Origin of the sequence: Bacillus sp. FSL R9-9834 (assembly GCF_038006905.1) — a bacterium.
In the GTDB taxonomy this organism is placed as follows: Bacteria; Bacillota; Bacilli; order Bacillales; family Bacillaceae_G; genus Bacillus_A; species Bacillus_A pacificus.
On the sequence record NZ_JBBOWD010000001.1, the window covers coordinates 4,066,735 to 4,079,703 of the forward strand.

At 35.3% G+C, this 12,969-nt stretch carries 15 protein-coding genes; 3 read left to right on the forward strand and 12 right to left on the reverse strand.

Translation table 11 applies throughout. The annotated features are described in order from the left end of the window. Positions 1 to 11: 11 nt before the first annotated feature. Together MKY00_RS21220 and MKY00_RS21225 are read left to right on the forward strand one after the other, a co-directional pair. Positions 12 to 524 carry a cysteine hydrolase family protein gene (locus MKY00_RS21220; RefSeq protein WP_016718484.1) on the forward strand — a complete coding sequence of 171 codons (513 nt, stop codon included), beginning with the start codon at positions 12 to 14 and terminating at the stop codon, positions 522 to 524. A gap of 433 nt (positions 525 to 957) precedes the next feature. After that, complete coding sequence (locus MKY00_RS21225; protein WP_000894375.1) at positions 958 to 1,248, forward strand: ArsR/SmtB family transcription factor; 291 nt, start codon at positions 958 to 960, stop codon at positions 1,246 to 1,248. A gap of 144 nt (positions 1,249 to 1,392) precedes the next feature. Here MKY00_RS21225 and MKY00_RS21230 read toward each other — a convergent pair whose 3' ends face one another. Further along, positions 1,393 to 2,505 carry a class I SAM-dependent methyltransferase gene (locus tag MKY00_RS21230; protein WP_016718485.1) on the reverse strand — a complete coding sequence of 371 codons (1,113 nt, stop codon included), beginning with the start codon at positions 2,503 to 2,505 and terminating at the stop codon, positions 1,393 to 1,395. 9 nt (positions 2,506 to 2,514) lie between these two features. Further along, positions 2,515 to 3,144: an MBL fold metallo-hydrolase gene (locus MKY00_RS21235; RefSeq protein WP_016718486.1), complete on the reverse strand. Its 630-nt coding sequence runs from the start codon at positions 3,142 to 3,144 to the stop codon at positions 2,515 to 2,517. Positions 3,145 to 3,314: 170 nt separating this feature from the next. On the opposite strand from MKY00_RS21235, the gene MKY00_RS21240 reads away from it, so the two are divergent. After that, complete coding sequence (locus tag MKY00_RS21240; protein ID WP_000524853.1) at positions 3,315 to 3,488, forward strand: DUF2759 domain-containing protein; 174 nt, start codon at positions 3,315 to 3,317, stop codon at positions 3,486 to 3,488. A gap of 80 nt (positions 3,489 to 3,568) precedes the next feature. On the opposite strand, the gene glcK is transcribed toward MKY00_RS21240, so the two are convergent. The 10 genes from glcK to phoX form a co-directional block, all read right to left on the reverse strand. Further along, complete coding sequence (gene glcK / locus MKY00_RS21245; protein ID WP_000391706.1) at positions 3,569 to 4,552, reverse strand: glucokinase; 984 nt, start codon at positions 4,550 to 4,552, stop codon at positions 3,569 to 3,571. Between the two features lie 19 nt (positions 4,553 to 4,571). Next, positions 4,572 to 4,772, reverse strand: coding sequence for a YqgQ family protein (locus MKY00_RS21250; RefSeq protein ID WP_000253699.1), 201 nt, complete (start codon positions 4,770 to 4,772; stop codon positions 4,572 to 4,574). Between the two features lie 103 nt (positions 4,773 to 4,875). Next, a complete protein-coding gene (locus MKY00_RS21255; protein WP_001206422.1) occupies positions 4,876 to 5,454 on the reverse strand; it encodes a 5-formyltetrahydrofolate cyclo-ligase in 579 nt (192 codons plus the stop codon). 104 nt (positions 5,455 to 5,558) lie between these two features. Continuing rightward, positions 5,559 to 5,708, reverse strand: a complete 150-nt coding sequence (rpmG, locus tag MKY00_RS21260; protein WP_001265616.1) for a 50S ribosomal protein L33 — start codon at positions 5,706 to 5,708, stop codon at positions 5,559 to 5,561. A gap of 69 nt (positions 5,709 to 5,777) precedes the next feature. After that, the gene (locus MKY00_RS21265; protein ID WP_074585742.1) at positions 5,778 to 8,132 is read right to left on the reverse strand and encodes a sugar phosphate nucleotidyltransferase; all 2,355 of its coding nucleotides are present in this window, start codon (positions 8,130 to 8,132) and stop codon (positions 5,778 to 5,780) included. Positions 8,133 to 8,511: 379 nt separating this feature from the next. Beyond that, a complete protein-coding gene (phoU, locus tag MKY00_RS21270) occupies positions 8,512 to 9,168 on the reverse strand; it encodes a phosphate signaling complex protein PhoU (RefSeq protein WP_000251231.1) in 657 nt (218 codons plus the stop codon). 166 nt (positions 9,169 to 9,334) lie between these two features. Continuing rightward, positions 9,335 to 10,150, reverse strand: coding sequence for a phosphate ABC transporter ATP-binding protein (pstB, locus tag MKY00_RS21275; RefSeq protein WP_000226683.1), 816 nt, complete (start codon positions 10,148 to 10,150; stop codon positions 9,335 to 9,337). Positions 10,151 to 10,178: 28 nt separating this feature from the next. After that, positions 10,179 to 11,045, reverse strand: coding sequence for a phosphate ABC transporter permease PstA (gene pstA / locus MKY00_RS21280; protein ID WP_001242545.1), 867 nt, complete (start codon positions 11,043 to 11,045; stop codon positions 10,179 to 10,181). Between the two features lies 1 nt (position 11,046). Next, a complete protein-coding gene (pstC, locus tag MKY00_RS21285) occupies positions 11,047 to 11,997 on the reverse strand; it encodes a phosphate ABC transporter permease subunit PstC (RefSeq protein WP_016718488.1) in 951 nt (316 codons plus the stop codon). 27 nt (positions 11,998 to 12,024) lie between these two features. Continuing rightward, positions 12,025 to 12,942, reverse strand: a complete 918-nt coding sequence (gene phoX, locus MKY00_RS21290) for a phosphate ABC transporter substrate-binding protein PhoX (RefSeq protein ID WP_016718489.1) — start codon at positions 12,940 to 12,942, stop codon at positions 12,025 to 12,027. Between the last annotated feature and the right edge of the window lie 27 nt (positions 12,943 to 12,969).

A 12,969-nucleotide genomic window follows, 5' to 3' on the forward strand; every position in this document is an offset into this window, starting at 1 on the left:
GGGCAAAAATAATGGATACATGTGCAGATGTTTTAATCGTTATCGATTTACAAAATGGAGTATGTTATAGTGAGGAGCATTTATTTAATTTACAAAATTTACTTACAAAAGTAAATAAAAGAATTTCTTCATACAGAAAATCAAATAAACCAATTCTTTTCGTTCAACATTGTGATGATGATTTAGTACCTGAAAAAGAACTTTGGGCTATTCATTCAGATTTAGATGTTCAAAAACAAGATTTTTTTGTAAGAAAAACACATGCCAATTCTTTTTATAACACAAACTTGAAAGAGATTTTAGATCAATTATCTGTACATCGTATTGAATTTTGTGGTGCCCAAACAGAGTACTGTATGGATACCACGATTAAATTTGCCCATGGACTAGGGTACGAAAACTTCATGTTCCAGAAAGCAACCTCTACGTTAAATAATCCATTTATGTCCGCAAAAGAGACAATTGATTTTTATGAAAATATATGGAACCACAGATTTTTAAAATTGATGAAAGATGAAATCTAGAATACATAACTAACGTCTTGGTAATTCTAAGATTTATCAGCTATATTCAAACATTTCATTTTCACCATAAAGAAGCTGACTACATTCAGCTTCTTTTCTTTTAACCTGTTTTATATTCTATATATAACATTACAATTCCTTTGTCATATTATTTTAAAAATTTTGTATATTCATTTGAAAGAATAAGAAAATCATGATAAAATTGTGTTACAAATATATCTATATCTTTCAATTTTTAAAACGCATCGAAATTTTCACCCAAAAATGTCATTTTACAAAACCGTGCTAAATTATCTACTTTATTTACATCAGGGTCTCTTTTCTTACAATTTCTTTACTTTAGGAATGTTTTTCTGCAACAACTGTTTCCTTTTCTTTAATTTTTTGGTATGTATAATATGGTATAACAGCTCACACGGAGGTGGAAAAGAACATGTTAGAAACCTTTCAAAAAGAAATAGAACTATATGAAAGCAATGCAGAATTATTGAAAGTACTTGCTCATCCTGTTCGCTTATGTATTGTAAAAGGATTAATTGAACGTGGTCCAAGCAACGTTTCTACAATGTACACTGGCTTAAACATGCCACAATCTACAATTTCACAGCATTTAGCAAAGTTAAAAAGTGCTAAAATCGTTTCAAGTGAAAGAAAAGGATTGGAAATTTATTACAAAGTAGAAAACGAGACAATTATTCAACTCGTTCGCGTATTATTGGGTTAAGGACTCATAGACAGAGAAAAAGGACGTATTTTATATTTTTCATCTCATATCTTTAATATAAATATATATCATGAGAGGAAATATATGATGCTACATAAGTCGTATTAAAAAACAAGACACAGAACTATGCTGTGTCTTGTTTTTTTATATTTTCAAATACCGATCCAAGTGTAACTGTTGCATATGTTTCGTATGTATAACAACATCACATGCACTCCCTAATCCTCCACTCAAAATCATAGAATGAACTGCACGATTTTGTTTTTGAATTTCAGAAAAAGGATCCCTATCTTGATGATTCGTAAGTAGCTCTAGTATTCCTGCTGCTAACAAAAACTCAGATTGTTTCTTATGCCATACCATATTCATACCTTGCAGGCTAAACATTTCTTTCAGTTCGTCCCAATGAATATGAGTAGTAAGATCCATTTCACCTGGATGCGCTAAAGGATTACGAATTAACTTATGCTCGTAATATCCTCGTAAACTACCTTCTTGATGTGCAGGATGCATCCATTCTTCTTTTGTATATCCATAATCAACTGTAATACATACACCTCGTTGAAACCATTTCGCAATTTCTTTTATATATTCTTCCATCGCAATTGGCACTTCAAAACGCTGGCCTTCAGCAAGATGAATATTATATTTCAATAAGTATCGACCAATTCTTTTATGTAACGGCCTACATACTTCTGCAAGTTTCCCTTCCTCTGTGTACGTAACACGTACTTCATACAATATTCCATTTCTCTTCTCAATTACTTCAACAGGAAATGCATCAAATAACTCATTCGAAAAAAGAATCCCCTCGAACGATTCTCCCATTTCACTATGCGACGTATAATATGACACATTAGAAAACGAACAAAGAGTTTTTTGCTGCAATTTTCTATGAAAAGGGCTCATTTCAATTATCGAATAGTTTAAATCAATAAAGGTTTCCGGTGATAATTGCTTCCATTCTTGTAAAACATCATAGGCAAACCTTCCTGTCCCCCCACCAATCTCACAAATATGTGGAACAACTTCACCATTTTCAACAAGACGAATAAAAAACTTAGCAAAGGTTTTTGCAAACACAGAGGATACGTTGCTACTTGTAAAAAAGTCCCCTTGTCTTCCTATTTTTTCACGTTCTTTCATATAATATCCATGTTCCTCTGCGTATAATGCGAGGTTCATATATGTACTGTATGAAATTGAATAATCCTTTTCTTTTTCCATCCATTCTTTTAAAATGAGCTCCATCTCCATACTAGCTCCTTACTGTAAAAATGGATTATTTTCTTTTTCAAAACCAATGCTTGTTTCTGGACCATGTCCACATAACACCGCTGTTTCATCAGGTAATACAAATAATTTCTCTTCAATACTTCCAATCAATTCTGCAAAACTTCCACCAGGTAAATCTGTTCTTCCAATACTCATTTGGAACAATACATCTCCAGAAAATACAGCATTCGCCTCTTTACAGTAATAAGAAATACTGCCTGGAGAATGTCCTGGTGTCTCAAAAATTTCAAAGTTAAATGAACCAATTGCTAATGCACCTTCTGCATCAATAATATGATCTGCTGGTTTTGCTGTAATGCTGCGATTCATCATAAAGATTTGAGAACCATTTACAGTTGCATCGCCTAACCAATCTTTTTCTTCTTTATGTACGTACACAGGAATATGAAAAGCGTCTCTTACCGCATCAACAGCACCAATATGATCAAAGTGAGCATGTGTTAATAAAACAGCCAGTGGCTTTAATTGTTCTTCTTGTAAATATGTAACGAGCTTCTCTCCTTCGTGACCAGGATCAAAGATAATACACTCATTTTGCTCATTCGTTAAAATATAAGCATTTGTTTGTAATGGGCCTAACGGCATTTGTATCCATTTCATATGAAAATCTCCTCCAATTATTAAACTTACTTTCAATGATACAACATTTTTTTCTCTTAGGAAAAGAAAGGATGCTATCTCGACAATCATTTTTAAAACATGTACAATATAAAAGAGTAAATATTCCAAAAACTCATATTAAGGAATGGGTAGACAGAGGAGGATATTGTATGGGCCTTGTTATTATTTTTACGCTTGTCACTCTGTTAGCTGTATTTGCTACGCTTAGAACACTTCGCGAAAAGAATTTTCTCGCGGGCGGCTTTGCAATTGCAACTGTACTCGTTTTCGGATGGTTTACAATCATGACTGTTCTATATAACGGGTACCCACCAGCAGCTTAATTCATTTACATGCTCGTCTTCATCAAGATTTCGCACAAAAAGAGGAAGGGTTTCCCCTTCCTCTTTTCATACTTCACAACTTATATCATCTTCGCTTCGTATTTGTGCTTTTTTACAAGCCAAGCTCCTCCGATAACACCTGCATCATTACCAAGTGTTGCAATAGCTAACTTCGTGCTCTTTACAGCACGTGAGAAAGCATATTGCTCAAAATAGCGTTGAATTGGTTCTAAAAGTGCATCTCCAGCTTTAGAAACACCTCCGCCAATAACTATTTTCTCTGGGTTCAACGTGCTAGAAAGGTTTGCTACAGCTAATCCTAAATAAGAAGCTACCTTTTCTACTACTTCGCCTGCTAGTTCATCACCTTGTCCATGTGCTTCAAATACGTCTTTTGATGTGATACGTCCTTCTTCTGCTAACATAGAACGTAGAATACTTTCTTTATCAGTCTCTTGTATTTTTTGCATAGCAACACGCACAATACCTGTTGCAGATGCTACAGTTTCTAGGCAACCAGACTTCCCACAATTACATGGGAAAGCATTCTCTGTAACGACTGTAATGTGTCCGATTTCACCAGCAGCACCGCTTACGCCGTGTACAATCTCTCCATTGGCAATTACACCGCCGCCAACACCAGTGCCAAGCGTCATACAAATTAAATCTTTTGCTCCTTCACCAGCGCCTTTCCACATTTCACCAAGCGCTGCTAAGTTCGCATCATTATCAATAACCACAGGTAATCCTGTTTCTACTTCTAATAAATCTTTTAACGGATAGTTCTTCCATCCTAAGTTAACCGCTTCATAAATCATTCCAGACGCCACGTGTACAGGGCCAGGAGCTCCCATACCAATACCGATTAACTTACTTTTTAATTCGCCTAACTCTTCTAACTTTTTATCAATAGCTTTCGCTACATCAAGTGTAATATGTTTTCCTTGCTCATTTGTATTCGTAGGGATTTCCCACTTATGTAAAATTTCACCGTATACATTAATAAATGCTAATTTAATCGTTGTACCACCAAGGTCAACACCAACTAACCATTTCTCTTCCATGTTGCTTACCTACCTTTATCTAATTCTTATTTAGCTCTTTTTGAATTTCTTGCTTCAATAAAAATAAAGCTGTTTGATAGTCTTGTGGATCGATTAGCTGTGATTGATTTAATTCACGCAATTCATCTTGCATTAATTGTAAATCTGCAATTCGATCTCCCGTATAAATAATCGTACCAAATTTCTTTAGCAATTGCTGAATATCATATATAGATACCATTTCATCACCCTCTATGCTCACTTACTATAAAAAATTATAATAAGAAAACGTTCACATATTTTATTATAATCAAGAAGAAAAAGTCTCGTCAATTTTTATTTGTCTATACAAGCCCATTTTTAACCATTGTTCCTTTTTCTGTAATAATTTTTTCTACATTTTTATCAAACGGCTCTATTGGAATATGGTCTACCATTTGAAAACTATAAGCTAATGATAGCGTTTTCCCTTTATAATGCATGAGATAACGATCATAATAGCCACCACCATATCCAATCCGTTCTCCTCGCTCTGTATAAGCTACACCTGGTACAATTTGAAGGTCAATTTCATCTGCATTCACTTCTTCCGTAAGCGCTGGAATTGGCTCACGTAAATTCATATACACTGTTTCTAACTGATCAAAATTGCTAATTTTCCTAAAGGACATTGTTCTTGCTTCTTTATTACACTTCGGAACGACAACTTTCTTTCCTTCTTCCCAAGCTTTTTCGATAATAGGATATGTATTCACTTCATTTTCCATTGAGAGAGTGATTCCAATTGTTTTAGCTTCAGCCCACTCTTTTTGCTCATACAACGAAAATGCTATTTGCTCTGATAAAGTTGTATACCGTTCTTTTGATAAAGAATTCATGTGCTCTATTATTTGTTTACGTAAACGTAGTTTCTCTTCTCTCACACATTTCCCCCCTCACAGTGATACTTTGCTCTACGATGATAGTGTATCACTTTTAAGAGAGGAATCGAATAAAAAAAGAAACAGTAGGAAAATATTCCTACTGCTTACTTTGTTTCACGGTGTAACGTAGACTTCTTGTCACGCTTGCAATACTTTTTAAGCTCGATACGCTCAGCGTTGTTACGTTTGTTTTTCTTTGAGATATAGTTACGATCTCCGCATTCTGTACATGCTAGAGTAATATTCACACGCATTCTTATTTCCCTCCAGTACTAATAACTTAAATCAGACTATACTATAATACCACTTTTAAAATAAAAATTCTACACCTTTTGATATTGTCTAATTTTTTCTATAAGATTTTTCATGTTTTCCCTTGCTATTACTGGGTTTCTAGCATGTGAATACACTAAAAATTTCGGTTGTTTTGTGTCAGAAACGATATAAGACCACTCTTTTTCGGTATATTTGAACTGTACTCCTTCAAATATGCCTTCTTCCTTCCTTTCGATATCAGCCAATAATTTCCTCATCACTTTCCCTTTTTCATTCCATGAACATACAACTTCATCACAAAGTAAATAAAGCGGCGGTGATTGCTCTACTATGCTGAGAAAGGTTTTTCCCTGCAATGCTATTAACTCGAATAATTTTCCAATTCGATATAAAATATCTCGCTTCCATCTCGCTTGAAACGATTTTTTTTCATCCTGCGTATAAAATAGAAGATAACATTCTCCTAATTTCAAAGACATTGGGTAAATATTTCCTGCCGATTCCAGTAATAAATCTGGAATATCAATCTCTTCAAAATCCGTCCCTTGGTAAATATTACTATGATTATCATATAACTCGAAATAATTTCCTTGCTCTGAAAACATAAGCGCCATATTTGCTTTACTTGATTTCATCAAAGCTTTCACATGATCCTTTTGTTCGCCCGCATAAATCCACGTAACTGTGCATCCGAGCCTTTGCAAAAAGAGCATAAGCAAATGTTGTAACATATCATTTCTCTTATTAATAAGAAGATGAAACTTCTGTTTTTTTATTTTCTCAATATCAATACGCTCTAATACAGCCTCTATATAATTATGTAAAGAAACGTGTACTAGCTTATTCCGCCCCATTTCCTTCTCACATACGTAATAAAACGACTCAGACATATACGCTTGTTCTATCGCTTTTTGCTGCTTATACGTTAACTGTGCCCCATCCTTACCATACAACTTTATAACAATCTCTTTTTCTTTTTCCGCTTGAATGAAAACCCCGCCCGCACATTGCAAATCTTGAATGCTGTACTGAAAAAGTGATTCGTTCATTTCTTTGCATTCCATCGTATGAATCCCAATACCATGAATTGCATGAAGAAAAAGATTTTTATAAGAAGTCGTTTCTATATGTTCTTGACTCCCGATTAATATACTTTCCCCTTTTGTGAAAAGAGATCCGTACGCCATCGCAACCTTTACAATAAATTGAGGCGTAATCTCCACATTACCTCTTCCTACAATGCGGCTTTTTTGCAACCATCCTGCACTCTTCTCACTTTCTTGAACACCAGCCGATCCGACTACCGAATGACTATCAATCGCCTTATATGGCCATAGTTTTCCCTTTTGCTTAATTACCGTACTTTTCCCTATATGACAATGGTCCGCTACAATGCTTTTTTGAAACAATGTAACGTCATCTTCCACCATTGTATGTTCTCCTATTGTCGTTTCTAGTAACTCACAATATTTCCCAATGTGCGCATTTGCAAAAATAATACTCTTTTGAAGATGAGAATAACTTGAAACAACACTATTTTTCCCGATAATAGAGTATGGCTCAATTACAGATCCAGCACCAATTCTTGCTCCTTCACCAATAAAAGAAGGACCGTGAATTTTCGTTCCTTTTCCAATCGTTACCCCTTCTCCCATCCATACCATCGGTAATACTTCCGTATATGGAATAGGTACTTGCAATTTTTTCGTTAACAAATCAAATTGTGCTTGTCGATATTGATCAAATGTACCGATATCTAACCAGTAACCTTCTGACAAATATGCAAATAATGCGTTCTTATTTGCCAATAACGGAAACACATCTTGACTAAAATCAAAAAATTCTCGGGGCGGTATGTAAGAAAAAATTTCTGGCTCCATAATATATATACCTGTATTCACAATATTAGAGACTACTTCATTCCAACTCGGTTTTTCTATGTATCGTGTAACCTCTTGTTCTTTGTTCATTACAACTAAACCAAATGAGAGTGGATTTTCTACTTCCTTTACAAACATAGTTACCATTCTTTTCTTTTGTTCATGAAACGTAATTCCTTCTGATAATTGAAAATCAGTTAACGCATCCCCACTTATGACAACAAACGGTTCATCCAAAAATTTTTCCGCTTGTTTAATACTCCCTGCAGTTCCAAGCGGTGGAGAGTCTTCAAAGTAGTACAAGTTAACGCCCCATTTGCTACCGTCACCAAAATATTGCTTAATAGCCGTACTCATATACTGAACAGTAATTGCAATCTCACGTATACCATGCTGACGCAATAATTCAATGTTGTATTCTAAAACTGGCTTTTCTAATAATGGCAACATCGGCTTTGGAGTATTACATGTTAATGGTCTAAGGCGTCGTCCTTTTCCTCCAGCTAAAATAACCCCCTTCATATACTTCAGCCTCCACTTATATAATGTTCAGTAACTTCATATACGATATGTATATTATCTACCCAGCATTAACTAGCAGTATAAAATAAAGTGAAACTTTAATCAGTGGGGGTTTTCTTCATCCCCTACTAATTATTAGCCTTGACCAATCGGGCCGACAGGCAGTAAAGTTCCCCTTATATACATTCACCTTTCAACAACCGAAGAAAGCGCTTACTATTAACTTTTAAAATATTACTTAATAAGCGAATAACATATACGCCCTATTTTTTCCATTATATTATGATACATCTTATCATCATAAACTAAAGGAAACAACGAGCTTTTTTTGTCATGTTTTGACTAAAAAAAGCAGGTGATGTTTCACCTGCTTTTTTCTTTATTCATTTAATAAGTAATGCTTTCCCTTTACTAAATAAAAAACATTTTCAGCAATATTTGTAATATGGTCTGCTACACGTTCGATATATCTCGCTACAAAGGATAATTGTGTAATTTGTGTAATTGCTTCTGGTTGTTCTGGAACTGAAGATATAAATTCACGAATCGCTTTCCCATATATTTCATCAACAGAATCATCCATTTCGGCAATTTGCTTCGCAAAAGTTAAATTTTCTTGCTCATATGCATCTAGCGCTAACTGTAACATCTTATTTGCAATCGCAAACATCTCATCAAGATTGTGCAAACTAACAGACACGTCTTTTTCCCCGAGACGAATGGTTGATTTCGCAATATTAACAGCATGATCTGCAATACGTTCTAAATCTGTCGCTGTTTTAATTGAAATGAAAATCCTTCTTAAATCACTTGCTACAGGTTGCTGCTTCGTAATGAGCATAAGCGCAAGATCATTTATTTCCTCTTCTAAATTATCCATACGATAATCACCATCTATTACCTCTAACGCTTTCTCTACATCCTTTTTATGAAGCCCTTCCATAGCAAGCAATAAAGCTTCTCTCGCTAGTTCACCAAGCTCAATCACCTTTTGCTGTAACGTTTTTAAATCACATTGAAATTGTTCTCGTACCATTGTTTCTTCCCCCTCAATATTATGTGCCAATATATATAACTCTCCTACCTAGCCTACTTATATAAGCCTTAAGATAGGAGAAGTATTACTTCTCTAATTTAAATGAGGTAAAAATAAGAAATACCCTCTGTTAAGAGGGTATTTGCTCTTAGCCTTGCTAGCGACATCAACCGAATCGGCCTGTAATATAATCTTCTGTACGCTTATCTGAAGGTGTCGTAAATAATTTATTTGTATCTGTATACTCCACAACTTCTCCACTTAAGAAGAAAGCAGTTTTATCTGAAATACGCGCAGCTTGTTGCATGTTATGCGTTACGATAACGATACTAAAATCTTTCTTTAACTCTTGAATTAATTCTTCTACTTTTAATGTTGAAATTGGATCTAGTGCCGATGTTGGCTCATCCATTAAAATAACGTCTGGTTCAATCGCTAAACAACGTGCGATACATAGACGCTGTTGCTGTCCACCAGATAAACCGTATGCATTATCATGCAAACGATCTTTTAACTCATCCCAAATCGCTGCTCCACGTAAACTTTTTTCAACAATTTCATCTAACGTTTTCTTGTCGCTAATACCATGAATTTTCGGGCCGTATGCTACATTTTCATAAATAGATTTTGGAAATGGATTTGGTTTTTGGAACACCATTCCTACATGTGTTCGTAATTCTTCAACTGGATATGATTTATCAAATATATTGCGCTCTCTATATTCAATTACGCCTGTAGTTCGCACGATTGGTACTAACTCTACCATACGATTTAATGTTTTTAAGTACGTTGATTTACCACAACCACTTGGCCCGATAATTGCTGTAACTTCATTCTCATGAATACTTAAGTTAATATCTTTTAAAGCATGATCTTCTCCATACCATAAATTTAAGTTTTTCGTATCAAATACTACTTTCTTTGGCGCAGTCTCGATTTTCTCCTCGTTTTTCACCTGTACATTTACTACTGTTGCTACCATTTGAATTCCCCTTTCATCCATTTCCAACTTATTTTCGATTTCGTAACCATAGGACAACTATATTGATCAAGAGCAACAAACCTAACAAAACAATCATCCCAGCAGCTGCTACATACTGAAATTCTTCCTGTGGTCTACTCATCCAATTAAAAATTTGAATTGGTAAAACTGTAAATCTATCAAACATACTAAACGGAACATAATTTGCAAATGCAAGTGCCCCGATAACTAATAACGGTGCCGCTTCTCCAATCGCTCTTGATATCGCTAACGTACAACCTGTTATAATTCCTGGGAACGCATATGGCAATACAACTTGATACATCGTTTGCCACTTCGTAGCACCTAACCCGTAAGAAGCTTCTAATAATGACCTCGGTACAGATCGTATCGCTTCTTGACTCGCTACAACAACTGTCGGTAAGACGAGTAAGCTCATCGTCAGTGCCGCTGCAATAATACTCTCACCTAAATGAAGAGCGTATACAAAAATGGTTAAGCCGAGTAATCCAAATACGACGGAAGGTACTCCCGCTAACGTTTGATTATTAATTTCTATTACCTTTTTAAATATAGATTCCTTCGCATATTGCTCTAAATAAAGAGCAGTTCCGACCCCAAATATAAAGGAGAGTGGTATAACAATACTCATAAATAATATTGTTCCTGACAAAGCTGCAGCAATCCCAGCTTCTTTCGGATTACGCGAAGCGAAGTTTGTAAAGAAATCTAACGAAAGGTAACTGACACCTTTTTCAAAAATTTGAAAAAGTAAAATAAGCAGAATTACTATTGAAAACAAAATTGCCATATAAAATAACAATTTGTAAATTCGATCTTTTAAAAAACGTGATGCCATATTTTCTTGTATTTTTTTATGATTCAACATGCGCATATTATGTCACCCTCCTAAAGCGGCGCATAATAAACTGCGAAATGATGTTCATTATAAAAGTAAACAAGAATAACGTTGCGCCTACAGCGTACATGCTGTAATAAGTAAGTGTTCCATGCGGAGCATCACCTAAACTCACTTGCACAATATAAGCTGTTAACGTTTGAATAGAGTGTGTCGGATCGAGCGATACGTTCGGTGTGGACCCTGCTGCAATTACAACGATCATCGTTTCACCGATTGCTCTGGAAGCAGCTAATATAATTGCTGCCATAATCCCTGCGAAAGCTGAAGGAAACACGACTTGTTTTACCATCTCAAACCGAGTTGCTCCAAGTGCCAACGAAGCTTCTTTCGTTCCTTTTGCTACAGCTCTCATTGCATCTTCAGACAGAGATGCAATTGTAGGTATCATCATAAAGCCAATCACAATACCTGGACTAATCGCATTAAAAAACTGTAAATCAGGTATAATCCGTTGTAAAAGCGGTGTAACAACTGTTAATGCAAAAAAGCCATATACAATTGTCGGGATACCTGCTAATAGTTCTAACATCGGTTTTAATACTTTTCTCACACTGTTTGAAGCATATTCGCTTAAAAATACGGCACACGCTAAACCGATAGGAATTGCTACGAACATAGCGATTGCTGTTACAAGTACCGTTCCACATATAAGTGGTAATATACCGAATTTAGGATCTTCAAAAAAAGGTAACCATTCTTTTCCCGTCAAAAAGGAGTGTAATGGTATTTTTTGGAAAAACATTATTGTTTCATTAGAAAGCGTAAAAATAATTCCAAGTGTCGTCACAATCGACACGCTAGCAATTATTTTTAGTAATAATGGAACGATTCGATTGATTCGCTGCGTTTTTTTTCTATGTTTTGTATTTCTTTCAATCAAATGTTGTACAGAAAATGTAGTTTGACTTTTGTCATTATAAGCCAAAGATGAAAACCCCTTTCCACCCTGACATTACCTTTTTATTTCTGTTAACATCCGCAGCTGTTCATTGTATTTTTCTTTTGGTAATTTTACATATCCAACCTCTTCAGCAAGATTGCCAACATGCTGAATCATAAACTCAATATAATTTGCTACATTCATTTTATTTCGGATAGATGCATGATTCACATAAGCAAATAGCGACCTAGATAACGGCTTATACTCACCTGATTGAATCGTATCTTTCGTCGGAAGTACACCATTTACTTTTATTGCTCTCACCTTATCTCGATTGGCCATATAATAAGCATATCCTACAAAAGCAATGGCATTTTTATCATTCATTACCCCTTGCATAATAACTTGATCATCTTCAGACAAAGAGACTTTTTTTACAATGCGATTATTTTGTAAGATGACGTTTTGAAAATAATCATACGTGCCAGAGTCTACACCTGGCGCATAAAACTTTACCTGTTCACGTGGCCATGATGAATGAATTTGTGACCATCGCTTTTCACTTGCATCTTCACTCCATAATAGACGTAACTCGTCTACCGTCATATTGTCTACCCAAGTATTTTGGCGATTCACAACGATTGTAAGACCATCGTAGGCAACTTCAAACGGTGTAAACTGAATGGAGTTTTTCTTCATTTCATTTTCTTCCACTTGTTTCATTACCCTCGAAGCATTATTTATATCCACTTCTCCTTTACTGAAACGATTAAATCCTCCTCCTGTTCCAGAAACACTGATGGAAATTTTCACGTTCGGATGCACCTTTGTATATTCCTCCGCTACTGCTTCTATAATAGGAAAAACCGTTGAGGATCCATCAACTCTCACTTCTCCCATTTCATTCACAGCAAATGCAGTAGACGTGCCAACATAACAGAAACATGTCGACAGTATGAAAACTTTAATCGATGCACTTATCCATTTCACGTGTTCTTCCTCCTAGAAGTAACCGGA

What these genes read in the sequence shown, in the direction of transcription:
- MKY00_RS21235 (WP_016718486.1), bottom strand. Translation starts at nt 3,144, where the DNA reads ATGAAATGGATACAAATGCCGTTAGGCCCATTACAAACAAATGCTTAT.
- MKY00_RS21230 (WP_016718485.1), bottom strand. Translation starts at nt 2,505, where the DNA reads ATGGAGATGGAGCTCATTTTAAAAGAATGGATGGAAAAAGAAAAGGAT.
- pstA (WP_001242545.1), bottom strand. Translation starts at nt 11,045, where the DNA reads ATGCGCATGTTGAATCATAAAAAAATACAAGAAAATATGGCATCACGT.
- MKY00_RS21265 (WP_074585742.1), bottom strand. Translation starts at nt 8,132, where the DNA reads ATGAAGGGGGTTATTTTAGCTGGAGGAAAAGGACGACGCCTTAGACCA.
- MKY00_RS21225 (WP_000894375.1), top strand. Translation starts at nt 958, where the DNA reads ATGTTAGAAACCTTTCAAAAAGAAATAGAACTATATGAAAGCAATGCA.
- rpmG (WP_001265616.1), bottom strand. Translation starts at nt 5,708, where the DNA reads ATGCGTGTGAATATTACTCTAGCATGTACAGAATGCGGAGATCGTAAC.
- MKY00_RS21250 (WP_000253699.1), bottom strand. Translation starts at nt 4,772, where the DNA reads ATGGTATCTATATATGATATTCAGCAATTGCTAAAGAAATTTGGTACG.
- MKY00_RS21220 (WP_016718484.1), top strand. Translation starts at nt 12, where the DNA reads ATGGATACATGTGCAGATGTTTTAATCGTTATCGATTTACAAAATGGA.
- pstB (WP_000226683.1), bottom strand. Translation starts at nt 10,150, where the DNA reads ATGGTAGCAACAGTAGTAAATGTACAGGTGAAAAACGAGGAGAAAATC.
- phoU (WP_000251231.1), bottom strand. Translation starts at nt 9,168, where the DNA reads ATGGTACGAGAACAATTTCAATGTGATTTAAAAACGTTACAGCAAAAG.
- glcK (WP_000391706.1), bottom strand. Translation starts at nt 4,552, where the DNA reads ATGGAAGAGAAATGGTTAGTTGGTGTTGACCTTGGTGGTACAACGATT.
- MKY00_RS21240 (WP_000524853.1), top strand. Translation starts at nt 3,315, where the DNA reads ATGGGCCTTGTTATTATTTTTACGCTTGTCACTCTGTTAGCTGTATTT.